Annotated in this window: 26 protein-coding genes and 4 pseudogenes; 15 read left to right on the top strand and 15 right to left on the bottom strand. The window is 62.1% G+C overall.

Annotation, left to right across the window (positions count from 1 at the left end):
- Window positions 1–82: 82 nt before the first annotated feature.
- The gene (locus tag BLU17_RS33405) at window positions 83–274 is read left to right on the top strand and encodes a hypothetical protein (protein ID WP_092005928.1); all 192 of its coding nucleotides are present in this window, start codon (window positions 83–85) and stop codon (window positions 272–274) included.
- Entirely contained in the window at window positions 271–1365 is a 1095-nt protein-coding gene (locus tag BLU17_RS30470) for an enolase C-terminal domain-like protein (RefSeq protein WP_092005925.1), read from the top strand. The genes BLU17_RS33405 and BLU17_RS30470 overlap by 4 nt, the downstream gene beginning before the upstream one ends.
- 71 nt (window positions 1366–1436) lie before the next feature.
- On the opposite strand, the gene BLU17_RS30465 is transcribed toward BLU17_RS30470, so the two are convergent.
- Complete coding sequence (locus tag BLU17_RS30465; RefSeq protein ID WP_092005922.1) at window positions 1437–2453, bottom strand: SDR family oxidoreductase; 1017 nt, start codon at window positions 2451–2453, stop codon at window positions 1437–1439.
- Window positions 2454–2601: 148 nt separating this feature from the next.
- On the opposite strand from BLU17_RS30465, the pseudogene BLU17_RS34745 reads away from it, so the two are divergent.
- A pseudogene (locus tag BLU17_RS34745) lies at window positions 2602–2769 on the top strand (hypothetical protein); the annotation flags it as partial.
- A gap of 126 nt (window positions 2770–2895) precedes the next feature.
- Here the strand turns inward: BLU17_RS34745 and BLU17_RS30460 are convergent.
- Both BLU17_RS30460 and BLU17_RS30455 read right to left on the bottom strand, forming a co-directional pair.
- Complete coding sequence (locus BLU17_RS30460; RefSeq protein WP_092005919.1) at window positions 2896–3057, bottom strand: DUF1328 family protein; 162 nt, start codon at window positions 3055–3057, stop codon at window positions 2896–2898.
- Window positions 3058–3616: 559 nt separating this feature from the next.
- Window positions 3617–3973 carry a response regulator gene (locus BLU17_RS30455; RefSeq protein ID WP_092005917.1) on the bottom strand — a complete coding sequence of 119 codons (357 nt, stop codon included), beginning with the start codon at window positions 3971–3973 and terminating at the stop codon, window positions 3617–3619.
- A gap of 265 nt (window positions 3974–4238) precedes the next feature.
- Here BLU17_RS30455 and BLU17_RS30450 point away from each other — a divergent pair, with 265 nt between their 5' ends.
- The 4 genes from BLU17_RS30450 (at window position 4239) to hfq (ending at window position 6818) form a co-directional block, all read left to right on the top strand.
- On the top strand, window positions 4239–5534 hold the full coding sequence (locus BLU17_RS30450; protein WP_245747092.1) for an Nramp family divalent metal transporter: 1296 nt from the start codon (window positions 4239–4241) through the stop codon (window positions 5532–5534).
- Window positions 5535–5590: 56 nt separating this feature from the next.
- Window positions 5591–5788 carry a hypothetical protein gene (locus BLU17_RS34110; RefSeq protein WP_245747091.1) on the top strand — a complete coding sequence of 66 codons (198 nt, stop codon included), beginning with the start codon at window positions 5591–5593 and terminating at the stop codon, window positions 5786–5788.
- Window positions 5789–5910: 122 nt separating this feature from the next.
- A complete protein-coding gene (locus BLU17_RS34105; protein WP_245747090.1) occupies window positions 5911–6282 on the top strand; it encodes a CHAD domain-containing protein in 372 nt (123 codons plus the stop codon).
- A gap of 212 nt (window positions 6283–6494) precedes the next feature.
- Window positions 6495–6818: an RNA chaperone Hfq gene (hfq, locus tag BLU17_RS30440; RefSeq protein WP_092005911.1), complete on the top strand. Its 324-nt coding sequence runs from the start codon at window positions 6495–6497 to the stop codon at window positions 6816–6818.
- 283 nt (window positions 6819–7101) lie between these two features.
- On the opposite strand, the gene BLU17_RS30435 is transcribed toward hfq, so the two are convergent.
- Window positions 7102–7443, bottom strand: a complete 342-nt coding sequence (locus tag BLU17_RS30435) for a hypothetical protein (protein ID WP_092005908.1) — start codon at window positions 7441–7443, stop codon at window positions 7102–7104.
- A 1558-nt stretch (window positions 7444–9001) separates the two neighbouring features.
- On the opposite strand from BLU17_RS30435, the gene BLU17_RS30430 reads away from it, so the two are divergent.
- The 3 genes from BLU17_RS30430 to BLU17_RS30420 all read left to right on the top strand — a co-directional run bounded on the left by BLU17_RS30430 (window position 9002) and on the right by BLU17_RS30420 (window position 10545).
- Window positions 9002–9199, top strand: coding sequence for a hypothetical protein (locus tag BLU17_RS30430; protein WP_092005905.1), 198 nt, complete (start codon window positions 9002–9004; stop codon window positions 9197–9199).
- Between the two features lie 129 nt (window positions 9200–9328).
- Complete coding sequence (gene phaP, locus BLU17_RS30425; protein WP_092005901.1) at window positions 9329–9859, top strand: phasin family protein; 531 nt, start codon at window positions 9329–9331, stop codon at window positions 9857–9859.
- Between the two features lie 416 nt (window positions 9860–10275).
- Window positions 10276–10545 carry a DUF1488 family protein gene (locus BLU17_RS30420; RefSeq protein WP_092005896.1) on the top strand — a complete coding sequence of 90 codons (270 nt, stop codon included), beginning with the start codon at window positions 10276–10278 and terminating at the stop codon, window positions 10543–10545.
- A 207-nt stretch (window positions 10546–10752) separates the two neighbouring features.
- On the opposite strand, the gene BLU17_RS30415 is transcribed toward BLU17_RS30420, so the two are convergent.
- The 3 genes from BLU17_RS30415 to BLU17_RS33400 all read right to left on the bottom strand — a co-directional run bounded on the left by BLU17_RS30415 (window position 10753) and on the right by BLU17_RS33400 (window position 12878).
- On the bottom strand, window positions 10753–11073 hold the full coding sequence (locus BLU17_RS30415; RefSeq protein WP_092005893.1) for a hypothetical protein: 321 nt from the start codon (window positions 11071–11073) through the stop codon (window positions 10753–10755).
- A 68-nt stretch (window positions 11074–11141) separates the two neighbouring features.
- Window positions 11142–12146 (bottom strand): GNAT family N-acetyltransferase, encoded by a 1005-nt coding sequence (locus BLU17_RS30410; protein WP_092005890.1) that lies wholly within the window; start codon window positions 12144–12146, stop codon window positions 11142–11144.
- A gap of 396 nt (window positions 12147–12542) precedes the next feature.
- Window positions 12543–12878, bottom strand: coding sequence for a hypothetical protein (locus tag BLU17_RS33400; protein ID WP_092005887.1), 336 nt, complete (start codon window positions 12876–12878; stop codon window positions 12543–12545).
- A 1161-nt stretch (window positions 12879–14039) separates the two neighbouring features.
- Between BLU17_RS33400 and BLU17_RS34695 the strand changes: the two are divergent.
- The 3 genes and pseudogenes from BLU17_RS34695 to BLU17_RS30385 all read left to right on the top strand — a co-directional run.
- Window positions 14040–14159 (top strand): annotated as a pseudogene (locus BLU17_RS34695) (alpha/beta fold hydrolase); the annotation flags it as partial.
- Window positions 14160–14166: 7 nt separating this feature from the next.
- Window positions 14167–14781, top strand: a complete 615-nt coding sequence (locus BLU17_RS30390) for an alpha/beta fold hydrolase (protein WP_176929239.1) — start codon at window positions 14167–14169, stop codon at window positions 14779–14781.
- A 15-nt stretch (window positions 14782–14796) separates the two neighbouring features.
- Window positions 14797–16209 carry a hypothetical protein gene (locus BLU17_RS30385; protein ID WP_092005878.1) on the top strand — a complete coding sequence of 471 codons (1413 nt, stop codon included), beginning with the start codon at window positions 14797–14799 and terminating at the stop codon, window positions 16207–16209.
- 43 nt (window positions 16210–16252) lie between these two features.
- On the opposite strand, the gene BLU17_RS30380 is transcribed toward BLU17_RS30385, so the two are convergent.
- The 8 genes and pseudogenes from BLU17_RS30380 to BLU17_RS30350 form a co-directional block, all read right to left on the bottom strand.
- A complete protein-coding gene (locus tag BLU17_RS30380; RefSeq protein WP_092005875.1) occupies window positions 16253–17563 on the bottom strand; it encodes a DNA topoisomerase IB in 1311 nt (436 codons plus the stop codon).
- Between the two features lie 266 nt (window positions 17564–17829).
- A complete protein-coding gene (locus tag BLU17_RS30375) occupies window positions 17830–18102 on the bottom strand; it encodes a DUF4148 domain-containing protein (RefSeq protein WP_245747089.1) in 273 nt (90 codons plus the stop codon).
- Window positions 18103–18213: 111 nt separating this feature from the next.
- Window positions 18214–18491: pseudogene (locus tag BLU17_RS30370) on the bottom strand (SDR family oxidoreductase); the annotation flags it as partial.
- Window positions 18492–18588: 97 nt separating this feature from the next.
- Entirely contained in the window at window positions 18589–19101 is a 513-nt protein-coding gene (locus tag BLU17_RS34490; RefSeq protein ID WP_342713888.1) for a Rossmann-fold NAD(P)-binding domain-containing protein, read from the bottom strand.
- A gap of 206 nt (window positions 19102–19307) precedes the next feature.
- Complete coding sequence (locus BLU17_RS34485) at window positions 19308–19463, bottom strand: NAD-dependent epimerase/dehydratase family protein (RefSeq protein ID WP_342713887.1); 156 nt, start codon at window positions 19461–19463, stop codon at window positions 19308–19310.
- Between the two features lie 116 nt (window positions 19464–19579).
- Entirely contained in the window at window positions 19580–20065 is a 486-nt protein-coding gene (locus BLU17_RS30360; protein WP_245747088.1) for a phosphoglycerate mutase family protein, read from the bottom strand.
- A 179-nt stretch (window positions 20066–20244) separates the two neighbouring features.
- Window positions 20245–20439 (bottom strand): hypothetical protein, encoded by a 195-nt coding sequence (locus tag BLU17_RS30355; protein WP_092005866.1) that lies wholly within the window; start codon window positions 20437–20439, stop codon window positions 20245–20247.
- A gap of 82 nt (window positions 20440–20521) precedes the next feature.
- Window positions 20522–21048 (bottom strand): annotated as a pseudogene (locus tag BLU17_RS30350) (Dps family protein).
- Window positions 21049–21228: 180 nt separating this feature from the next.
- Between BLU17_RS30350 and BLU17_RS30345 the strand changes: the two are divergent.
- Window positions 21229–21942, top strand: coding sequence for a phophatidylserine decarboxylase associated domain-containing protein (locus tag BLU17_RS30345; RefSeq protein WP_092005863.1), 714 nt, complete (start codon window positions 21229–21231; stop codon window positions 21940–21942).
- A 165-nt stretch (window positions 21943–22107) separates the two neighbouring features.
- Complete coding sequence (locus tag BLU17_RS30340) at window positions 22108–23244, top strand: glutathione-independent formaldehyde dehydrogenase (protein WP_092005860.1); 1137 nt, start codon at window positions 22108–22110, stop codon at window positions 23242–23244.
- Window positions 23245–23327 lie beyond the last annotated feature (83 nt).

Raw genomic sequence — 23327 nt, 5'->3', positions numbered from 1 at the left:
TCTTTGTCAGGCATAGGTGTCCACCTCGAATTGGTGGACCCCTATGCTCCTCGCTCCTGTCGATCAGGACTAGACGTTAAAGATGGACCGCTTACTCTCGTTCTACCCAGACACCCAGATCGTGCGCATCAGCGCGGAAGGCTGCCGTTGCGTCGAGCAGATGCGCTGGCTCTTTGGCTGGCAGGCGCTGCTCGACGTGGTGAGCAACGTGGAGGAACTCGCGGGCGCGAGTCATTCACACGCTTTGCAATACGAAACGGGGACGGCATCATGAGCGCATCGCGAGTCACGCGGGTCGAAGCGCGCGCCTTTACGATTCCCACTGACAGTCCGGAGGCGGACGGCACCATTGCATGGCGCTCAACGACGCTCGTGCTGTGCGAAATCGACGCCATCGGTTTTACTGGCGTTGGCTACACCTATGCTCATGCGGGCGCCGTGCCGCTGATAAGCAGTGTATTGGCTGATGCGGTGCATCGCTATGACATCTTCGACATCGCACGTATCAACCTCGAAATGCAGCGTGAAGTACGCAATATCGGCCGGCCCGGACTCGCGGCCTGTGCCATCTCTGCCGTAGATGCTGCACTCTGGGACCTCAAGGCAAAAGCACTTGGCTTGCCGCTGTGCGTGCTACTCGGCATGCAGCGCGAAAGCGTGCCGGTGTACGGTAGCGGTGGCTTCACGAGCTACGACATCGACACACTCAGGCAGCAACTGCGCGGCTGGGTGGAAGACGATGGTTGTGAATGGGTCAAAATGAAAGTGGGATCGCGCCCGCACGAGGACTCCACTCGCGTGGAGGCGGCGCGCGAGGCAATTGGCAGCGCGGGGCTATTCGTCGACGCCAACGGGGCTTACGAGGTCAAGGAGGCGCAGCGTCTTGCCCAATGCTTTGCGACACAGGGCGTGCAGTGGTTCGAGGAGCCGGTCTCTTCGGACGACCGCCGCAGCCTCGCAGCACTGCGAGCGGCACTGCCCGCAGGCATGGCACTCGCCGCGGGCGAATACGGCTATACCGCCGATGACTTTCGCGCGCTGCTCGAAACGCATGCTGTCGATGTGTTGCAGGCCGACGCCACGCGCTGCTGCGGAATAAGCGGCTTTCTTCAGGCTGATGCGCTGTGCGATGCCTGGCACACTCCGCTCTCCGCCCACTGCGCGCCCGCGCTACATCTGCACGTGGCATGCGCGACGCGGCGCCTGATACACATCGAGTGGTTCCATGACCACGCGAGAATTGAGGCGATGTTGTTCGATGGCGCGCCGCAACTGCGCGGTGGCCGGATTACGCCCGACCTTGCGCGGCCCGGCAACGGGCTGGTGTTCCGGCACGCTGACGGCCAGCGCTTTGCGGTCGGGTGAACCCTCACCGTGCGGCGGGTAATCGAAGCGCCTCGTCGCAGAATGGAGAATGTGGCGTGCCCAGGCATTGATCACTGGCGATGCTCTCGCGCCTGCCTGTGCAAATGCACAAATGCCATCGCGAGTCCAACGAGTCCAAGCATTGCCCCGCCCATCGCGGCATGAACGTGGCGCTCGGTGAAGAGCGGCACGAACCCGTCTCGTGCTTCGTCGTCAAAGCGCCCGTGCGCGCAAAAGTCGCCCGCGACCGGTGCGTACAGGTCGTCAGGCGCGTCAGGTGAGCGCGGTTCGTCCGTGAGCTGACCGCGATAACCGGCGCGCGCGAGGTAGCGATCGACGAGACCCGGCGCGAGCATGTCGGCGACGATCGCGCGCGACGTGGACCACCCGAGCCATAGCGTACGCCGGCGATGCTCGGCCGCGAAGCGAATGGCGCGGGCAGCCACGTCAGGTTGATAGACGGGCGCGACGGGCCGCGCTTGCCTCCCCGTACGGTTGGCTGCCCAATCGAACTGCGGTGTATTGACGGCAGGCAGGTCGACAAGCGAAAGGTGTACTTTCAGACCGTCGTGAATCAGTTCCGAGCGCAAGGCATCAGTGAATCCCCGCACCGCGAACTTCGCACCGCAGTATGCGGATTGCAGCGGCACGGCGCGCGAAGCGAGCGCCGATCCGACATTGACGATTGCGCCGCGATTGCGCTCGCGCATGCGCGCGAGGGCAGCCATCGTCCCATAGACTTGCCCCAGATATGTCACCTGTGTCGCTCGCTCGAAGTCACGTGCGGAAAGCGCGGAGACGGGTGCGAATACCGTCGCCATGGCGATATTTACCCAAACGCCGATTTCGCCGAGTTCGCGCTCGATCCGCTCCGCTGCTGCTTCAACGGCCTGCGCGTCGGCAACATCGACTGGTAACGCAAGGGCGCGAACGTTCCACGCGGCTCGTAGTTGGGCTGCGGCGCGTTCGAGGCGCTCGGGCTCGCGCGAGAGAAGCGCCACGTCATAGCCAGCGCTCGCGAATTCTTCGACCGCGGCGCGACCGACGCCTGCACCTGCGCCGGTGACAACGACAATCCTGCGTGACATTGGCTTAAACATAATTCGCGATTTCACTGGGTACCGTGAATGAAGCGAGACGGGTAAACGCAACCACGCAACCCCTATGCCTGAATGTGGCGCTTACGTCGCGGATCACCAAACAGCGCACTAACGTGTCTCGCAAGAGGTACGCGAATTCGGACAGGCCACGCCCATGAAGCGCGCTGGCCAGCACGCCGAACTCGCTGGCGCGTATGTACTGCTTGCCTCCGGAGAAGGCAGCTACATCTCGGGCGCACCTATCGCCATCACGGGCGGCTCGCCGCTGATCTGCGCAGAGCGGACGAAAGCTCGTGGGGGGTGACGAAGCAATTGGGCGCCAAGGTTACCTTGGGCTTTCACGCGAGATCCCATGTTTGCTGCGCACGCGACGACGCGCCGACCCCGACTTCCGTGGACAAGCTTTTTTGCGGGTCCAGCGAGCATCCGTTCAACGCCGCCTGTAGCCAAAGAGCAAACTGACGAGAAAGAGCACAAGGAAGATCACAAAGAGAATCTTGGCAATGCTCGCTGCACCAGCCGCAATGCCGCCGAAGCCGAAAAGCGCGGCGACCAGGGCTATTACCAGGAAAACGATCGCATAGTAGAGCATGGTAGAACTCCTGATTTTGGCGACGTCTCCCGTCTACGTCTCGATCTGAAAGAAACCGGGAGCACTGAGCCGCGAGTCGTAAAGAGCAACCCGCGTGCCCCGCACCCGTGTCGCGGTCAACGCCATGCTAACGCTCTTTCCACCACGATTTTCAGGCAACAAAGGCGTGTGAAAATTGCGACGGTAGCTCCGCTACGTTCGGCTTCCCCGTGTCCTACGGCACCTTGCGTAACGCACTTGCGTCTGCGCGCACGTGCGCTTGACTTAGTCCTTCTCGCCTGGGGACCGCCCAACTGCTTCAATGAGTTCGCGTAACTGCTCGAGCGAGAACGGCTTGCGCAGGAACACGCATTCGAACCCTAGGTCACTCGTAGACAATGGCTCGATGCCCGACGCAAGGCCGATACGCAGCGCTGGTGCCAGCTGTAGTGCAGCCCGGGCAAGATCGATCCGGGAGCCGCCGGACAGGCAGAGGTCAGCGAAGCGGCATGTTTCGGGCGGCCCATCCTGACCGCGTATGCAGCGCGGATGAAGCAACCTCCCTCCCGCTCCGGAATATTTACTTGCTGCCGGCCGTGTGCTGCCGGAGCAACTCAAGAAAGCGTGCCGCTGCAAACGGCTTCCGGATAAACGCCACGACCGGCAAGCTTGAGGGCGGCGCCGCCACGGCCGAACTCATGACGACCGGTACATCCGCGAGCGCCGGATCGTTGGCTAGCGCGCGCACCAATTCCTCGCCGCTCATTCCGGGCATCATGTTGTCGGTCACAATTAGCGCGGGCCGTTCAGCGCGTGCGCAACGCAATGCCTGGCAGCCGTCGAAAGCCTTCTGCACAACGTATCCTTCCTCCTCGGCAAGGGCGGCAAGCGCATCGAGCAGTCGCCGGTCGTCATCCACAAGAAGTACGGTGGCCAATTTCGATCCTTGGCATTTTGGCACCAATCGCGTCAGCCGCGTCCCGGGTCACCTTTGGAATATCTCCGTTGTGAACACAATGGTACTTCGGACTCGACGGGAGTGCTTTCAGGCCAAACCGGCCTTTGGGCGGTTATCCTATACAGCCCGCTCAATCATACGTCGCACTAACTTACTTGCTGATCCGACCAGCGAACCCTAGTTGGCACGCCGATTGCGCATGCTCGCATCGTTAATGGTCGCTCTCCTGAACTGGAGCACCCACGTGGCCGCCAATGACAAGCTTGAGCCCGAAACTGCGGTCATTGACCGCACTGAACGGTCGTGGCTTTCGCGCCTCGGCCCTGGACTCGTAACGGGCGCTGCGGATGACGATCCGAGTGGAATCGGTACGTATTCGCAGGCCGGTGCCCGATACGGCTACTCGCTGCTATGGACTCTGGCGCTAAGTTATCCACTGATGGTCGCGATCCAGATGATCAGCGCGCGGATCGGCCGCGTTACGGGTAAAGGCCTTGCGTCTAACATGCGGGCATTCGGCCCGCGATGGATCGTTGTCGCTCTGGTACTTCTCCTCGCCGCTGCCAATACGGTTAACATTGCGGCCGACCTCGCTGCAATGGGAGCGGCAATCCACCTGCTCGTGCGCGGCCCAGAGCAGCTCTATGTCGTCGCTCTCGGCGCAATGTCTGCCACCCTCCAGATCTGGCTGCCCTACGAGCGTTACGCGGGACTGCTGAAATGGTTGACCCTTGTGCTGTTCGCCTACGTCGCGGTGGCGTTCATCGTCCCGATAGACTGGGCCCAGGTAGGGCTTTCCCTCGTCCGGCCACGAGTTCGGCTTTCCAGCGACTATCTGACTACCGTGCTAGCTGTGCTGGGGACGACAATTAGCCCGTATCTGTTCTTCTGGCAGGCTTCGCAGGAGGTGGAAGAGCTTCGCTCAAAGCCGGGGGACCATCCGCTTCGGTGGGTTTCGTCATTCAAGGCATACCGGCAGATTGACCGGATCACTGCGGACACCTGGATAGGAATGGCCGTCTCAAATGGAGTCGGGTTTTTCATCATGTTGACTGCCGCGGCGACACTGCACGCGCACCACATCGAAATAAAAACATCGGCAGACGCTGCGCGGGCCCTCGCGCCTGTGGCTGGCCGGGTTGCTTCGCTGGTTTTCGCCGCGGGGATCGTGGGCACCGGGCTGCTCGCCTTACCGGTTCTCGCTGGATCTGCCGCATATGGCGCTGCAGGCGCTTTCCGCTGGCGCAGCAGTCTCTCCCTCCAACTGACGATCGCACGCGAGTTTTATTCGGTCATTGTCATTGCGATCGTTGGCGGCGTTGCAATAACATTCTTCCATCTGGATCCTCTCAAGGCCCTTTACTGGAGCGCCGTCATTAATGGCCTCGCCGCTGTGCCCATCATGGTAGTCGTAATGCTGATGGCCAGCAGTCAACGAGTCATGGGCAAGTTCGCCATATCTGGATTACTAAGGGTGGGCGGGTGGGTTGCGACCGCGCTCATGGCAGTCGCATCTTTCGGCATGTTCATCCCTGGCTAGGCGTGGCAACATCATTCCGTTCTTTTTCCCAGACCATCGGTCCCCAGAGGTTCGATATGCAGCTCGCTGACTATATTTCGCGAGACATGGAACTGATCCTGTTGCAATGGGATGCGTTCGCGGCCACCCTTATACCGCTGACCGAATCCCTGCCTTTGGTGACGATGCGTGGTCAGGCGAAGGAAGGTGCGGCAGGCGTGCGCGCTGGTCGACGTCGACATCCGGCAGCGTGCGGCGGCCGCGGTCGAATCTGATCCGCTACACGCATCTGCTGCCGGAAGTCGCGTCGTGACTGGGCTGCAAAAAATGGCGCGGCGATATGACCGGCTAACAACGCGCAGCGCTCGACAGTCCCGCGAGGCAGTTCGCCGCCAGGGTGCTGGGGCGCAGGCACAGCAGGCCGATCAAGCGTGGCAAGGGGCTCACCGATCTCGATGATCACCGCCGGCACCGCGCGCGTATCGCGGCGAAGAAGGTTCGGTATGTGACAGAGTTTTTTGCGTCGTTGTCCTCGAAGCGGGCCGTGCAGCACTACGTGAAAGCGCTGACGGCACTTCAGGACGATCTCGGTTGGCGTAACGATGCGGTGGTCGCCGATCAGCTTCTGCGGACAGCTTCGCGCAAGTCCAGCGACGCAGCGCCAGGCGCGGCTTATACCCTGGGCTATCTCGCTTCGCGCGTCGCTGCAGATCATCAAACGTTAAAGAAGTTACGGAATCGTTTCAGACGCCTCTCGACACCCCATTGAATCGGCGCGCGACAGGTGAACCGGCACCTGAGGCACGATTGGGCATCGGGTCCGGGCGTGGCACACGGCGCGCAGCGCAGCATCGTCCCACGACTAACCGCGACTACTGCGCGTTGTCGCCGCCGAAAGCAGCGTACCGCCTGGCGAGCGTCGGATCGCCCACGCAGCCGAATCCGCTGTAGGCTATACGTTCAGCTGCGAGGGCCCACAAGATGAAAGACGCTTGCGAAAAACAGGAGCCATTTCTGGACAGCCTGATCAACGGCCGTACTCCGGTCAACATTTTTCTGATCAATGGAATCCGGCTCTGCGGCATCATACGGTCGTACGATCAGTGGGTTGTCCTGCTCGATTCTCCAGCTGGCATGCAGACAATCTATAAGCACTCGGTGTCGACGATTCAGGATGGTGAGCACAAGGCACCGCACCTGCCCTTCCAGCAGACCCGGGACACTGACGGCACACGAACGGGCCACAACCGTCGCCGGCGCGTTGCCACACAAGCAGCATATTCGCCAGCCGAACCCGGCGCTTGAAAGTCCGGCACCACGAGTGTCATCGCTCCCTGGGCGCCGAACTCGCTGCCAGCGCTTCGCGCAATGTATCGACCTGCCCACCCGGGGCGACGACGGAGCCATGGTAGCGTTCACGCCGTCGTAGCCCGCACCGTGCGCGGCATCTTGCATGCAGTGCCACCGCAAGCTGGCGCAACCGCTACGAATCATCGATGGTGCCTGACTGCACGGCGGCCCCTGCCCCATGTTCCTTCGCGCCGCCGCTGCCGTGCGCGTACGCCAGCGCGGCTGCCCGTCGTGCTCCTTAACAGGCGAGCTGCAGGTGTCCCGCCCAACGCGGTGCATCGCCCTCAAGCAGGACAGTTCCGTCGGGTGGGGCATTGAAGAGGTTATCGCGCGTTGCCTGACCGATAGCATCACGCACCACGTCAGCATGGTTGGTGTAGTGTCTGGCTTGTGCGACGTAGCCAGGAACATCGAAGGCAATCCTCGCCGACCTTTTCCCGTCTGCCCTGAAGATCACGACAACCGGCAGCGCGAGGGTTCCTATGAACATGGCGCGATGCGCCGCCCCTCCCCCTTCGATTCCCGTGGGAAAAAAAGTGAACTCAACGGAATCCAGATTCACAGTGTCCAAGGGTTGCATGACGCAAAACGATCCTGCGAGATGCCTTGGGGAGAGCAATATCCAGTCCCGCCGTGAGGCATGTGCTCCCAACATTCCGCGGTGCCGTCGCAGGGATTCGGATGACTAAACAAGGTGCATCATGTATCTACGTTCAAACTGCTCGCACTGCAGTTCCATGTCGCCAGGCAGCAACCATCGGTACCGCACCAGGATCTGGCTAAAATAGGAGTGTCGCAAAACGTTGGGAGATGCCATGGTAAATCCCCACCCCGAGCCTGGGTCTCTGGAGCGGGAATTCGAGAGCGCCCTCGAGGTGCTTGAGGCCAGGTTTGCCGCGCGTGAACGCGCAATACGTTGCCATTCCGCCGAATCACCGGCAGTGCGCGAAGCACAGAGCGCGTATCACCTCGCGAGGCTTGTCCTGCTGTCGTGTGAACTGCGTCTGCGCAGCAGGGGGGTAACGCATCCGTCTGCCCATCGCCGCTCAATCAGCACCTTGATTTACAGCCCTTCAGAAGCGTTCCGAAACTCGTTGACCCTGCTGCTTCGGGCGTATGGCTATCACACAGCGTCAGTGGGCACACTCCCCGCTCTCCGATGCGCGATCCAGGACCAGCCTTGTGCGGCAATCGTCTCTTGTTTCGAACGCCGGATATGCTGCGAGCCGCTATTTATCGAGGGAGTCGTCTGGGCCGCACAGCTCATACCAATCTTCATGCTTCACAGCGACGCCGGGCCGTCAACGCGATTCACGCTTGAACATCCGCGTATTCGCAGTGTTGCCTCGATTGAGTCGTTAGTCGACCAACTGGACAAAGTGATTGACGTCGGTCACGGGGCCGCTGGTTCTGTTTCCCAGACTGGGGGGCAGATGCAGGCGCTGCCAATGGCGCGCCGGGGAAAACCGGGCGACGCGCTTGATGTGGACGAGTCCCCACCGCACCGCCCGCCAACGCGCGGGCGCCCTCCTTTCGCAGCCGACCTCATCGCGCGCGAAGAAACGCGGCCTATACCGGCCGTGAACGGCACACGCCGTCAGACGCCGGGCTGACGCCTACGGCTCGTGGCCCGCGCAGTCACGAAGCAAGCATCTCGCGCAGTTTTGCAATGCGCATGCGTTGCGACGCGACAAGAAAATGCGCGTCCTCAATGGCTTTCAGCCGGGCGATCCAGTATTGACGTTCGAGGCATTCTGGCGCGGACTCCCCCGCGCGGACAGACACAGTTGCCGGGCAATCCGCTCCATGTGATCGAGCTGCAGGTCAGCGAGCTTTGCAGGCAACAATCGCATCTCGCCCCTCCCCGCCTCCGGTTTCGTTGTGCCGCTCATTTGCACCCCTGTGATCGGGTGTCGCTTCCCGCCAGGGTGGCGGCGACACACACAACGCGGCGGATATGTTTCGAACCGATCGCCCGGGTCCGCAGCTGACCGTACCCGGGAACAACACGAACCCCTTACCTCTCCGGCGAGGGCGATAACACGCAGCGCGGCGAGACGTACGCGATCTGGTGCAGTTTCGGTTGGTAAAAATATGGGGGCAAGAAATCCGCCCGTTCAAGATTCCAGGAGACACAAGTGCTGAGCCCTCACGAATTTGCGACGCTCATGCTGGTCAAGTCATCGCCTGACCAGATCGACATGGCGCGCGAGGAACTCGACACGCTGCTCGAGCAACAGCTCGTAGCACTCGAGAGCCTCGCCACCGGTGCGCACCGTCCACATGTGACGGATGAAGGTGAATACCTGCTTCAGGCCATGACGCGAAAACGTTGACCGGTGCCCGGTCATCAGCGTTGTCGTGCCGGACACGGTGCGGCGTCTCACTCCGCAATACTGCTATCTGATGATGCGACGGAAGGCGCAGGCCGACGGCTGCTCAATCCTTTCAGGAGAATATTGATCATGCAAACCCAGGAACTGGTTGCGAGCGCACAGCATGACAATCTCGATGTCGCGTTTGGCTTTGCCAACACGATGGCTGCAGGCATTGGCAAACTCGCTGAACTCAATGCGCAGTTCACGCGCGCGACGCTCAAGGAAGCGTTGGAGTTCGCGACGAAAGCTGCGGAACAGCCGCAGGACTGGGCGGTGCTCTACGGCACGCTTGGAGCGCCGGTGACCAGGAAGGTACAGGAATACAGTCGCGAGTGCCTTGGGATCATGTCGTCGACGCATACGGAACTTCTCAGAGTTGCCCGGGAGGCTGGCGAAGCACGTATGCACCGGATCCAGGTGTACCTGGAGGAAACGACCAAACACGCACCGGCCGGTTCGGAGGCAGCAGTAGCTGCATTCAGGTCCGCAATCAACGCAGCAAACACGCTCTATCAGACGCTCGGGAACGCCGGGCAGCACGCGGTCAAGGTTGCGCAAACCAACTTCGAAGCGGCGATCTCCACGGCGTCAACGAACGCCCGGCGTGCCATGGCGTAGCAAACGCACACGAAGCATTCACTGGTCTGATGGGGCGCGGGGCGTGTCACGGCGAGCGGTTCATCGCCCGCGAGCCTCTGATTCGGCAAGCACGATTCTCGTTGCGTAACCACCGCCTTTTACTTTTTGTCCGGACCGCAGCGATCAATGTTGCAAGCGTCGACGCTCCCTCCGCATCAGCGTCATGCCTGCTCATCACGAACGTGTCATTTGAGTCGTTCAGCCAGATCCGGGCGGCTTTTTACGCGTGAAAGACACCGCAGGCAGGTGCCGCCGGCACTGAGGACGCCACGCTCGCCCGCATCCGGAAGCGGCAAGCGCCAAACCGTACAATGTGCTCACTGCGCGGATACCTGAAACGCATAACATGTGCAAAAATCATTGTGACCTCATCCAAAGCGCTGTCCTTGCCGCCTATGGAAGCCGCCGAACTTGAACCGCAGGTGCTCGCCAATCGCCTCGGCGTTGAGTTTTATCTCGTGCGCCAGAACAACACGATCGGATGCGTAATCATGATCGCGGCACTGGAAGCGTATTTCTGGCTCGAGCCACGCGCCAGTGACGCCCGCACCCTCAAGGCGTTTCGCGACGGCTACGGCCGCATCTGCGCGATAGCCGAACGGAAGTGGCTCGCCCGTCCCTCGACACGCCTCGAGTTGACGCCGGCGGATTTCGCGCGTCACTGAAACAACGGTCCGTTGACAAGCTGGCCGCTACGCCTGTACCTGAAGACAAAAACGAAAGGCACCAAATTCCTCCCAGCCAGTCACGTGAAGCATGGAGTCAGCAGGCGCTTGATTGGAAAGACAATTAATAAAGGGCCGCAAGGCAAGCCCGCACCGGGCCTGGGTCTGCCTAACCGGAAATCCGCACGAAAATCAAAGGCACGCCTGTCAGCCTGTCTTGCGTGCCAAAGTCGACGGGTTGACTTCCCGGCTCTGGAACGGACTGTTCGGCTCTCGTGCAGTTTCCGTCGCCTTGCGGCGTCGTAAGCGTGACCGACGGGCGGCCAGTTCATTCAGCGCAAGAAAATGAACTTCGCGGCGCCTTCTCAGATGAGTCAGGCGCTCGTGCGCGCGGGCTCGCTCCTCCTTGATCCACGGCACGAAGCAGTCTCCGGCGCCGTCCTCTATTCTTGCCAGAGTGGCTACGCAGCATCTGATCTCCGCATCAAGGTTCAGGATCTTCACGAGGATGTCTTCAGGTTCGGCCATTGCTCCTCCTTCCGGTCACCATGAAAAGGCATCACGGCGTCAGTGCCCCCGCGCCTGCATTCCGCCGTTCAAAGGTTAGGGATGAACACACGCGCCGGCGCCCACTTGCGCTTGAGCGTACGTGTGAGCAAATAGGCAGTGCCGTGGCGCTCGACGCCCAGCCGCTGCGTGAGCGTCGCACCGAACCCTTGGAGGAAGCTGAATGTCGACGGGCTCGAAAAGCCGTCGAAGTCGAAGGTGAGCTTGCGATCCAGCGCGCGGCCAATGGCACTCCATAGCAGCAGGCTGATCGAACCGCTATGCGCGTCCTGCGCGCGCGATGACAACAGGTAATACATTGCCTGATGGTCCCAGACGATGCCGACCGCCGCCACCAGCTTCCTGCCCGGGCCATAGGCGCCGAGCAGCATTCCGGCCTTGCGCTCGACGAACGCGTTGACGAGGTCGCGCATGATGGAATCCCCGTAAGCGTTGGTACGCGCACGCGCCGCAAGATTCGCTTCATAGAACGCGATGAACTCGGCTGGCGTGATGTCCGGCACGACGGTCAATTCACGGGAGGCGCTGCGGATCACGTTGCGTGTCTTGCTGTTCAACCGCTTCCGTGCTTCGTTGGCCGTGGTGTTCCGGTCGATGCGAAACGTGTAGCGCGCGGTCACCGTAAAGCCATGCAGCGCGAACGCCAGGGCGTCGTCGATGCGCGGGTCGAGCACCTGAAAAAAGCTGTCACAGTCGGGCAACTGATCGATCAGCTTGCCGGTGACGTCGAGTTCATGATGCAGCTGGTGGGCCTCGCTGCCCGTGACGGACTTGATGGCCGGCCCGAGCGTGCGCGTGAGCGGCGGCAGGTGCGAGACACGCCAAAGCCGCGTGCGCTGCATCGCGTACGGCATCTCGCCGATGACCTCGTCGTTCTGATTCACCACCGCAAGCTTCCAGTCGCCTTGCGTGGCGATGTCGAGCCACCAGCGTTCATGAAAGATCGAAGGCGCTACGCGTACCGGCACCGGCGTAGCAGTCGCAGGTGGTGCGTCGAGAATGGGCGACGTCCTGTCGGTTATGGTTGTCATCATTACCGGTCTGTTCTGACTGTAAGCCTTGACTGGCAGTTGACACAGCGGGTTGTCCATTCGCTCCCATGCTGCAACGTCGCGCGAAAAGGCGTTGCCAGCGCTTCTGCTCTGGTTTTCGAAGTTGAATTGCTGCGCTGCGATGAACGACCAGCCATTTTAGAAACCTGCGGTTAGCACACCGTTTCCAGTCTAAGAATGCGACCGTCCGCTTACGCCAAAACCAAGCTGCATGCGAACAGGTTATTCCCTGGCCAGTTTCGTGATCTTACCGACCGTTTCGCCAAGGCACTTTAGTCGTCGCTGAGTGAAAATTCACGCTGCGCCACGCTGTGCAAGATACGCTCATTCCGGAGATCGCGGCGAAGCCGCTGGGGTGCCCAGCGGCCGATTGCAATCTCAGGTACGGGCAAGCTGCAGATTTCCCGGCCATCGCGGTGCATCATTTGCGAGGGCATTGGTCGCTTCTGGCGGGTTATCAAAGAGGTTATCCCGGATCGCCTGACCGATGGCGTCTCGCACCACATCGGCATGGTCGGCGTAGTGCTTTGCTTTCGCGACGTCGCGCGGGACGTCGAAAGCAATGCGCGCAGACCTTTTCCCGTCCGCCCTGTATATGACGACAACTGGCAGGGCAAGCGTTCCAATGAACATCGCGCGGTGAGCCACCTTTCCGGTTTCGAGCGCAACCGGAAAGAATGTGAACTCAACCGCATCCAGGGTCACCAATTCCACGACAGGTCCTCCAACAAGAACTGTCTGACCGTACCGATGCGCAAGAATCGAACCTCCGATCGGGAATGTTCAGTGCGCGAAGAACGAGATCATGAATACACCGCTATATCTCGCGTCCTCGCTGTCGCCGCCGCTTTGCTGCTCTACGGTTGCGTCGTTGCGTTGCTGTACTGGCTGCAAGGCCGGCTGATCTACCCGTCGGAGCGCCTGCAGCGCGGGCCGCTACGGCCTGAGGCGCAAGGGCGCATCGGACACGTGCGTGTGCGCACCGCCGACGGCAACGAACTGAATTGCGGTCACGTGGCGCCCGCGGACCCTGCCCGCGCCACGGTCGTACTCTTTCATGGCAACGGAGAGGACCTTACCAGCGAACTCATATCGCGCACGCGCTGCTCGACGCGGGCTACGGCGTCCTGCTCGCGGGCTATTGCGGTTACGTGGCGCACCTGGGCGTCCCAGCGAAGCGGGGCTCTACGCCGACGGCCGCGCTGCCATCGCATTCGCCGCGCGGCACTCTCGCGACTTCGTCCTGCATGGCTATTCGCTCGCCTCGGGCGTGGCAGTGCAGATCGCGACCGAATGCCCACTCGCCGCCCTGCTGCTCGAAGCCCCGTTCACCAGCATCGCCGATGTCGCCGCCATGCGCATGCGCTGGCTGCCGCGCATCGTTTCCTTGCGGTGGCTCGTGCGCGACCGCTATGACAATCTCGCCAAGATCGGCAACGTGCGCGCCCCTATCCTCATTTACGGCGGCGACGCTGACCAGATCGTCCCACGGCACAATTCTCACGGCTCCTCACGGCGATCCGGGCGCCCCGGCGCTTCGCTATCATCGCCGGCGCCTCGCACGTCGATGCATGGGAGCGCGGAGGTGATGCTCACGTGTTGCGCTTTCTCGACGATGTGTTGGGCTCGCAGTTCTGATCCTGGTGGAACGCGCTTTGCTATTGTGATTGCGATAGCGCGCGGCGGCCGCGTGCCGCGAGCGCGCAGGAGCGGGCTGCCGTGCTCATTTTTCTCGTCTGCCTGTCGTGCGTCTGCGTCATTGCCATCGTGTGGCTGACGGTGGTCTGGCGCAGGCTCAAGCAAACCTCCGCCATCGACCGAGGCAGCCGCCGCTGCGGCATCGAAGGCGCCTTCGTGCAGGCCGGCCCATACCGCATGTTCTATCGAGTCGCCCGCTGCCACGCGCGCGCGCCCGGCCGATTGCCCGTGGTGCTGGTCCACGGCCTCGTCGTCTCGAGCCGTTACATGGAACCCCTCGCGTATGCGCTCAAGCGCAACTTTGATGTGTTCGCTCCCGACCTGCCCGGCTTCGGCGAGAGTCCACTCGCGCGGGCGCGCGACGCGCGACGCGCTGAGCATCGCGCAGCTTGCCGAAGCGCTGCATCTTTGGCTGAACGCGTGCGGCATCGGACGAGCGATGTTCGTAGGCAACTCGTTCGGCTGTCAGGTCCTCGCCGATTTCGCAGTGCGCTATCCGCAGGCAGTGGATCGTCTCGTTCTGCAAGCGCCCACGCCGGACCCTGGCGCACGCTCGCTGCCGCGCCAGGCGTGGCGCGACTGGGTCAACGGACTGCGAGAGCGTCCCCACACGCCCGCGAAGGCCGGCCGGATCGACTACGCCAAGGCGGGATTGTGGCGCGCGTTTGCCACCATGCGCATGCTGGCGCGCGAGCCCGTCGACGAGCGGCTCCCGCGCATCGCTGCGCCCGCACTCGTCGTCGTGGGCACGCGCGACCCCGTCGCTCCTCCCGGCTGGTGCGCAGAGGCCGCGCGCAAACTGCAGCACGGCAGGCTGATGCCGATCGAAGGCGGCACGCACACACTCAACTACGCCGCGCCAAACGCGTTCGCGTTCGCGATCACACCGTTCCTCAAGGCCGCTGCCGTCGGTGTATAGCAAGGGAGCGCTTCGATGAACAAGCCGCCGCCGGGCGTCGCCCGTTTCGATTCCGCCGCCGCCATGGCCCAGGCACTGGCGAGCATGTTGCACGGGAGACGTTTTTCGAGCCCGAGCCAGTCGCCCCTGCTCGACCGCTTCATGCCCGCGATCAATGCGCTGCCGAAACGTCAGCGCGAATGGACCTATATCGTGGGCGGCATGAGCGAAGGCATCGATCCTCGCCGCGCGAAGAGCCTCGACGTCGAACGCATTGCGCAGTGGCTAACGGACCTATATCCGCAAGTCCCCCGCCGCTGCGCATTTATCGGGTCGTCAAACGGAGCGATGATCCATCTCGCGGCTGCGCTGCGCGCGCCCTGGTTGCCGCAAACATTTCTATGCCCGGTACGCGCACCATTCAGCGATCCCGACGATGTGCAGCATGGCTTCGACACGAGCCGGCGTATCACGGACGCACTGCTCAACGCCGACGATCGCATTGCCGTTCACCAGATGCACGACCCCAACCAGGACCGCCTGATGCTGCACGGCATGCGCTATTTCCGGCTCAAGTTTCGACGCCTGCCGCTCGCGTTTCGCGAGTTCCTGCTCGGCAATCTCGAGGGCGGAGGGACCCTCTATGTGGTGAACTGCACACGCGATTGGGCAGTCACCCGCACGAGCGAGCGTTCGGTCTTCCAGTTCGGCGCCACTGGCGGCGCGACCGAAGACGAATATCTGCACGGCGGCGAGCGCGTGCGCGCGTTTCTCGCGCACTATGGCAGCGTGCGCACGCGCTGGGAGCCCCCTGCTCCCGACGCGCGCGCCCCTGAAGCCGAGTGGGGCTTCGACGCTGCCTTGCGCGACGATCTCGTCGAACTGGCCGGGCCAATGCAATGGCGGATCGTCGAGATCCGTTTTGAAGAACCCGAAGCGCTGAGCTTCGCGACCGCGGCTGTTTATCGGCACTGGTATCAGGAAAGCGTCATCGAGACGCGCCGCCTCCTCGTCGATTCTTTCATGCTGATGGATCCACTCACGACGCTCGAGATTCACGCCATACCGTTCTGGCTGCTGTTCGGCGTCGAGCCCTCGGCCAACGCCCTGCAGCGCTTCCTGGACAGCACGCCGGCATTCGAAGACATCGACATGACGTTGTTCTCCCACGGTACCGAAAGCATCGGGCTCGCGCCGATCCAGCGCTGGCGAGTGCTGCTGGCTCACGCTGCTCACGAGGGGCGCTTCACGGGCGTCGACAGCGAGCGTTATCCGCGCGATTTCGCCACATTCGAGCGATACGGACGGGAACTGGCGCAGTTGAAGCCCCGACTCGGACCTCCCTCGCCGCTCGAACCCGCGCACTTCGAAGCATTGCTCGCCGAATATGGCGCACCTTTTGGTGTGCAGTGTGAAGCGCCCGCACGCCCCATCAGCGCCGAAATGTGACACGGGGCGCAGGAAGAAATAGCACGCTACGACTCCCGCCGGATTATCGGGAAGCTACCTCGGACGGCGAGCGCGCACGTTGAGGCTTCTTCGCTGCAGACGATCGTGCGGGCCGCGAAGGAGGCCGTCCCATCGCGGGTTTCCGCGACGTCACCGCGTCACTTTTAGCGGTGTCTTTTGAACCGTTCGCGCGCGCTTCCTGACTGGATCGCGCGCGCAGGCCGCTTAGGCTCGGGCCACTCGACGCGCCGTTGCGCTTGCGGCTCGACACCTCGCGCGCCCGGCGTTTTGCGTCACCCTTCAGGAACATAATGAGCGCGGCTTCATCGGCCTTGAGTCCGCGGCGTCGCGCCGGTGGATCCTCTAGAACCAGCGTGCGCGCTTCGAACGCTTCGATCACGGCCGGGTGTATATAGCATTTGCGGCAAACCGCTGGAGTGTTGCGCAGTATTTGCGAGATCTGCTTGATCGTGCCGACGACGTGTCTGTGCGCCTGCGCCACCGTTTCCCATTCCAGCTTGCGCAGTGCCGCAAGTGCGAAGACGCTGCCTGCCCACGTGCGGTAGTCCTTCGCCGTGAAGTCGGCGCCCGTAACCTCATGCAGATAATCGTTGATGTCCGAGGAGTTGACAGAATGCCTCGAGCCGTCTGCGTCGAGATACTGGAAGAGTTCCTGGCCCGCCAGTTCCATGCAGAGTCTGACGATCCGCGCTACGCGTGCGTCGCTGACGGCAACGTCGTGCTCAATACCGCTCTTGCCGCGAAACCTGAAGCGCAGCCCATTGGACGAAACTTTCAGATGCCGCTTGCGCAGCGTCGTTAGCCCATATGAGCGGTTTTCCCTCGCGTATTCCTCGCCGCCTACGCGGATCAGCGTCGTGTCGAGCAGACGCACGATGGTGGCGAGCACTTTGTTCCGCGGCATGCCGTCAAGCGCAATATCCCGCGCCATCCGCGCACGCAGTCGAGGCAGCATGGCGCCGAACGCCTGCATGCGCTCGTATTTGGTCGCCTCGCGCGTTTCACGCCAGAGGGGGTGATAGCGGTACTGTTTGCGCCCACGTGCGTCGCGGCCCGTTGCCTGCAAATGACCACGCGCGTCCGGGCAGATCCACACATCGGTATAGGCGGGCGGTACCGCCAACGCGTTGATGCGGCGATTCTCGGCGTCGTCCTCGATGGGCTCGCCGTGTGGATCGAAGTAGACGAATGTTCCGCCAATGCGTTTTCTTGTATACCCGCGACACGTGTTGTCGACGTAGCGCAGCCCGGAAGGCACGGAACTCGTACTGGACGCGACGCGCGTTCCCGGCGCGCGATTCTGGTTTCGTGTGCTCTTCTGAGTTTTCGCCACGACTTGCCTCGATCCAGTGACCACGATGGTAGCCACCGCCGAGCAATAGCCGTGCCGCGGTCATCGCGATCGCAACTGTTTTCGCGCGGCATGCGGCATCAAGCCGGAATGGAGAGCGGCCGGCTTCACCACGGGTGTCTGCGTCCCCCGCGCGCCCGACACCGTGCGTCGGCCTCCGGGTGTGTCGGTCACGATCACGCATTGCTGCGCAGCATCAGCTTCATGTTTGCACTCCGTTTCGGGCCAACTCATTGCGCCTGCACCATCTATTGGCTCGCGCCGCCAGGCGTCGCCGCCTTTCTTTCGGCATTCTGAATATCATTCGGATAATTGGGATCGTTTCCCGCAGCCGGGTTATATCCGTTTTTTTCGAGCTTCTTCAGTTCCGCGTTTCTTTGCGCTCGCGCCTGCTTGCGTGCTTCCTTGCGTTGCGCCTTCGACGTGCTCCCATTCGCTGACGCGTCGGGCGGGCTCGTCTGCGCGGTGGCCATGCCGGGCGCTAATGCAATAGAAAGCACCGTCACTGCGATGATCAACATGGAATGTGGCTTTACCATTTCACTCTCCCTGAAACGGATGGAAGCCTCTGACGGGCTTCCGCGAGGGCGCAAGCATCGCACCCAGTCGCGCCAATTACGCTGCATGAACGCTTACGGATTTCCGGCGCCACCTGACGCGCCGTAGATTTGCCCTGTCACGTAGGAAGCCTGCGCAGAAGCGAGCTCGACAGAGGGCAAGCTCTGCAGGCTGGCCCGCCCTACGGGTACCTGTTCGCCGAACTTCTGCACGTTCTCGATGGTCTGCCCACCGCTCACCTGAAGTGCCGTCCAGAAAGTCCGGGCGCGACGCCATTCACCTGGATTCCCCGTTTGATCATCTGTTTCGCAAGCTCCTTTGTAAAGTTCGCGATCGCAGCTTTGGTCATGGCATTGACGAAAGGATTTCTGCCTCGCCTTCTCCGCATTCACCGTACCCAGGGCCCCGCTCGTACTCCCTTTCGGTTGGCGCCGCCGGACGACCTCGACTCATTTCCATGCAGCGGCGGTCTCAACTGCGAAATCGCGACAGGAGCGCGGCGGCCTCCCATAGAGCGCGGCGAGGCGCGCGACCTCCGCGCCGGATGCGATGGCACCGTCCTGCTGATATCGGTTCATCATGAGCCGCATGTCGTACGCCATCCACGCTGGCGCAGTCGTGCCGAGTCGCGTCTCAAACGCACCGAGCTCGTCGCCAGCGTAATGGATCGACCGCCCGAGCACCTCGCTCCAGATAGAGATCACCATATCCGCATTGATGACCTCGGGTCCGACGAGCTCATACGTTTCCCGCGCACGTGACTGTGCAGCGCGCTCGCGACGCAACAGTTCAAGCGCGGCAGCCTCGCCAATGTCGCGTGCGTCGACCATCGAGATTCCCTTGCGGCCGATCGGCATGCCATAGACCCGCTGCGAGAGGAGCGGCTCCTTCTGACCATTGTCGTTCTGAATGAAATATGCGGGGCGAAGGACCGTAGCGGGTAGATCGAGCTGTTCGATCATTCGCTCGGCAGAATACTTGCTGGCGAAAATGAGGGACGTCGACGTATTCGGCGCCCTTGAACACGGACAGGTAGACAATCCCCTTGACCGCAGCTTCGCGCGCCACATTCAGCGTTTGGAGCACTTGCGTAAGCTCGCCGGGGGAATTGGGGACGAGCAGGAACAAGGTGCTGACGCCCCTCATCGCTTTTCGCATCGACTCAACGTCAGACAAGGTCTCCCTTCACCGCACCGAGACCTTCCGGTACTTGCGCTCGCTCCGGCGACCGCGTAAGCGCACGCACTTCTGCTCCGTTGCCGTCAAGGTGTTGGAGTACCTGATTGCCAATCAGACCAGTGCTGCCCGTAACGAGGATAATCATGATGCTGCTCCCGATATGCGTCTGCGAGGCTCAAACAGCAGCAATCGATGTACCGCTTCCAGAAGCGGCAGGCACTCGCAAGATGTGTGCCCTTCCTCGCGCCAACGATAGACCGCCTAGACAATGGTCAACGCGCTGTCGCCCGCGAGCAGAAGTTGCGGCTGCTGCACAAACGACCATCCGCACGCAGTCCGGTCGAGCATCCAGATCACGTCAAACCGATCGTCGGGCCATGCGCAAGGCACACTGGGTGCAGCCGGCAAGTGCGCGACGAGCGACGGTAGTACCTTGTGCTCCCAGGCAATCAAGACCACACCGGTCTGCATAAGTACGTCGGCCATCAAGGCAGCGCCGTCGTCTTTGGCGTACGTCGTCTCGTACCTGACCTGAGCGCGCGCGCGCAACACGGCTACAAGCGGTGCGACAGTCTGCATAGAACGCTTGCTCCCGTTGCCCATGCCCGCGCCCGCGGCGTACACGGTAGAGGGCCGCAGCCCTTCGTGTTCGTCCTCGCGCGCTGAGAAGATCTGTATAAGCGCTCCCGCGCGCTGCCAGCCTCGCACGGCAAGGCTCGCTTCGTCGGTGCAGCCGTCGGCATTCACGCCGCTTCCGGACGCGGCGCACGGTTTCTCCGCATGCCGGATAAAAAGAATGCGATGCGGTCCCATCCTGGTCCTCCCCCGATACCGCGGGGCGCGCGCGGATCGTTTCACCTCTTCTGGAATACCGGGCGTTCTGCGTAACTGCGCCTTTGGCTGCGAGCGGAGCGCCGCACGCGATTTCAGGACGTATTCCGCGTCGTCCCCGGCGGGATGGGATTCTTTTCCTGCGTGGACGGCAAGTCGTTCTCAGACGCTTCGTGCTTGCTCTTCTCGCTCTCGTCGCGCTTCTCCTGTTGCGTGTGCGCAGGCGTTGCGGTGTTGCGGCGGGTGCCTTCAGGCGGTTGATCGGCGCGCGTAGTGGATTCGTCTCCCATTATCGACCTCCTGGTCTGCAGGGCGTGCGCCAGCGCCTTTGTGAGGCGCTGGCTTTCCTGTGATGCTATCAATCGAACGCATTCAGCGTGTGTGCGTATGACGCGTCGTCTCGAACAGGAACCAGACGCGCTCTTCGGTTTGGTCGATCCAGTTCTCGATCAGGCTCGCCGTGGCGACGTCGTTCTTCGCAAATTTCGTGCAGATCACGCATGTACGTCTGAAGCGATTCGTTGTCGCGTCGCAACTCCTCGAGCATTGACTCCGGGGCCACGAACGATGCGTCGTTGTCGGAGAGTCGCTTGAGGTGAGGCGATCTCGCCTATCGAGCGCAGCGTCGTGCCACCAAGCTTGCGCGCGCGTTCCGCTACGGGGTCGATCATCGCAAAGACCAGGGCAGCCTGATCGTCGAGAAGCAGATGATAGTCGCGAAAGTGCGGACCGCTGACGTGCCAATGGAAATTCTTCGTCTTCGCGAAGAGCGCGAAAACGTCCGCGAGCAGCTTCGTGCGCCCTGCCGAGACTTCCCTTCGGGCGTCTTCGCCCAAGTCGGTCGGTGTGGTCACATTCGTGGCGGCGGCTCCTTTGCGATTCGAGTCCGTATTTGCCATGGTGCTTATTCCTTTTAGATGCAAACGTTCGGCTGTCGTCTTGTCTGCGCACTCGCTGTGCCTGGCGGCCGCGCCGCACAAGTAGCGGCGGGCGGCAGCGGTGTCGGAGCACTCGCGGCGGGTTTCCCCGAGGTATCCGCCTTGCTTCCCAACGTATTTCCTGAACACAAGGAGCGACGCATGGGCACCACCACCCGGCCCAATGTGAAGGCCCGAAGCCGCCTCGGCAACTGGATGCCACAAAAAGAACAGGTCGCCGCGGACGTTCGTCTCCAGATCGCCGCCGCCGCGCGCGGCACGCCATTGGCGAACGTTGTGCTCGAACTCGCCGACCTCGTACGAGGTGATACGGTGCCGCGTATGAATCTCTCGCGTGCGATCGACGAAGCATTGCGCGCGGGCTTCCGACTCGGTTACGGGAATATCGACCAGCTTATGACGATCGTCGATTACCTCACGACTTACGCGCCGCCCTTAGATGCCTCCGTGCCGATCGCCACGCCGCTCAATCTTGTACTCGACCGGCCCATGTGCATGCCGTCAGGCTACGCCGTGTTTCGCGACCCGTTCTTCAATGCGCAATTGCGCAACGTACTCTCGTACTGGTGCAGTTTCGTGAGCGGCCCGCATTCGCGCACCTATCTCAACACGCAGCCGCCGCACGGCTGGTTCAGCCAGCGAGCGCAGGAAACGACGCATCTGGACGACTATCTATGCGAGCGCTCTCAGCCTTATTGGGGCTTCGCGTCCTGGAACGACTTCTTCACGCGACGCCTGCGCGAAGGCGCGCGACCCTACGTTCGAACCGCGCCCGCCCTACCGCGACGACGCTTCCGCCCTCAAGGTCAATTCGCGGCTCGCGCTCGCTGCTGTTTGACTGGCGCGGGCACGTAGCCCGGACGCAACCCAGCCCGGGGCCGTGACTTCCGTTGCCGCCGGCTCAATGGGAACGGTCAATGCGCTAGCAACGGGCGCGCAGCATTCGCGATGAGGCGAGACACCGCGTGCGTCAGGCCAACCGCGCGCAGCAGGGCTCGCGCGCTTCCCGAGGAGAGTCAAGTGAAAGCTGTCGTCTACGAAGGTCCGCGTAAAGTCACCGTCAAAGCAATGCCGGACGCGAAAATCGAGCGCCCTACCGACGTGCTCGTCAAGATCACCAGCACCAACATTTGCGGCTCCGACCTCCATATGTACGAGGGACGCACCAGCATGGAAACCGGCCGCATCCTCGGCCACGAAAATCTGGGTGTGGTGATCGAGGTGGGCTCCGCTGTCGTGCGCGTGAAGGTGGGCGACCGCGTCTGCATGCCATTCAATATCGGCTGCGGGTTCTGCAAGAACTGCGAGCGCGGGCTCACAGGCTTTTGCCTGACGGCCAATCCGGGCATGGCGGGCGCGGCGTACGGCTTCGCCAACATGGGTCCATACAGCGGCGGTCAGGCCGAACTGCTGCGCGTGCCGTTCGGCGACTTCAACTGCCTGCGCCTGCCGCCCGATGCCGAGGAAAAGGAAAACGACTACGTGCTCCTGTCCGACATCTTCCCTACCGGCTGGCACGCGACCGTGCTCGCGGGCGTGCAGCCCGGCGACAGTATCGCCATTTATGGTGCGGGACCCGTGGGCCTCATGGCGGCGCTCTCCGCGCAGATTCAGGGTGCGAGCAAAATCATGGTCGTCGATACTCACCGGGACCGTCTGCAACTGGCGGAAAAGCTCGGCGCGATTCCCATCGACGATAGCGACGGCAATTCCGCACAGCGCATCGTCGAAATGACCGGCGGCGAAGGGGCCGACCGCGGCTGCGAGTGCGTGGGGTATCAGTGCACCTGTCACGGCCGCGAAGTGCCGAACCTGACGATGAACAATCTCGTGAAGGCCGTGCGGCCAACGGGCGGCATCGGCGTGGTGGGCGTATTCGTGCCGGAGGATCCGGGTGCGCAGGACGAGTTGGCGAAGAAGGGCCAGTTGGCTTTCGACTTCGGCCAGTTGTGGATGAAGGGGCAGCACATCGCCACGGGTCAGGCCAACGTGAAGGCGTATAACCGCAAGCTGCGCGATCTCATCGCGGCAGGCAAGGCGCGGCCCTCACAGATCATTTCGCATACCTTACCGCTCGGGCAAGCGCCCGATGCTTACCAGCAATTCGACGCGCGCAACGAGGGTTGGACCAAGGTCGTGCTCAAGCCCGCCGGCTGAGCGGAGCCTCGCAGGGCGTGCGGCATATGTCTTGCGCTTCGCGCGGTACGCAGAAAACATGCAACGTCATTTCGAAGAGGTAA

This window comes from Paraburkholderia lycopersici, assembly GCF_900096975.1.
In the GTDB taxonomy this organism is placed as follows: Bacteria; Pseudomonadota; Gammaproteobacteria; order Burkholderiales; family Burkholderiaceae; genus Paraburkholderia; species Paraburkholderia lycopersici.
This window is presented reverse-complemented; position numbering and strand designations above follow the sequence as displayed.

Bases quoted from the DNA above. Each gene is read 5' to 3' on its own strand.
- BLU17_RS33405 (WP_092005928.1), top strand. From the start codon at position 83: ATGGACCGCTTACTCTCGTTCTACCCAGACACCCAGATCGTGCGCATC.
- BLU17_RS30470 (WP_092005925.1), top strand. From the start codon at position 271: ATGAGCGCATCGCGAGTCACGCGGGTCGAAGCGCGCGCCTTTACGATT.
- BLU17_RS30465 (WP_092005922.1), bottom strand. From the start codon at position 2,453: ATGTCACGCAGGATTGTCGTTGTCACCGGCGCAGGTGCAGGCGTCGGT.
- BLU17_RS30460 (WP_092005919.1), bottom strand. From the start codon at position 3,057: ATGCTCTACTATGCGATCGTTTTCCTGGTAATAGCCCTGGTCGCCGCG.
- BLU17_RS34110 (WP_245747091.1), top strand. From the start codon at position 5,591: ATGCAGCTCGCTGACTATATTTCGCGAGACATGGAACTGATCCTGTTG.
- hfq (WP_092005911.1), top strand. From the start codon at position 6,495: ATGAAAGACGCTTGCGAAAAACAGGAGCCATTTCTGGACAGCCTGATC.
- BLU17_RS30435 (WP_092005908.1), bottom strand. From the start codon at position 7,443: ATGCAACCCTTGGACACTGTGAATCTGGATTCCGTTGAGTTCACTTTT.
- phaP (WP_092005901.1), top strand. From the start codon at position 9,329: ATGCAAACCCAGGAACTGGTTGCGAGCGCACAGCATGACAATCTCGAT.
- BLU17_RS30420 (WP_092005896.1), top strand. From the start codon at position 10,276: ATGGAAGCCGCCGAACTTGAACCGCAGGTGCTCGCCAATCGCCTCGGC.
- BLU17_RS30415 (WP_092005893.1), bottom strand. From the start codon at position 11,073: ATGGCCGAACCTGAAGACATCCTCGTGAAGATCCTGAACCTTGATGCG.
- BLU17_RS30410 (WP_092005890.1), bottom strand. From the start codon at position 12,146: ATGATGACAACCATAACCGACAGGACGTCGCCCATTCTCGACGCACCA.
- BLU17_RS30390 (WP_176929239.1), top strand. From the start codon at position 14,167: ATGTGTTCGCTCCCGACCTGCCCGGCTTCGGCGAGAGTCCACTCGCGC.
- BLU17_RS30385 (WP_092005878.1), top strand. From the start codon at position 14,797: ATGAACAAGCCGCCGCCGGGCGTCGCCCGTTTCGATTCCGCCGCCGCC.
- BLU17_RS30375 (WP_245747089.1), bottom strand. From the start codon at position 18,102: ATGTTGATCATCGCAGTGACGGTGCTTTCTATTGCATTAGCGCCCGGC.
- BLU17_RS34490 (WP_342713888.1), bottom strand. From the start codon at position 19,101: ATGATCGAACAGCTCGATCTACCCGCTACGGTCCTTCGCCCCGCATAT.
- BLU17_RS34485 (WP_342713887.1), bottom strand. From the start codon at position 19,463: ATGATTATCCTCGTTACGGGCAGCACTGGTCTGATTGGCAATCAGGTA.
- BLU17_RS30355 (WP_092005866.1), bottom strand. From the start codon at position 20,439: ATGGGAGACGAATCCACTACGCGCGCCGATCAACCGCCTGAAGGCACC.
- BLU17_RS30345 (WP_092005863.1), top strand. From the start codon at position 21,229: ATGGGCACCACCACCCGGCCCAATGTGAAGGCCCGAAGCCGCCTCGGC.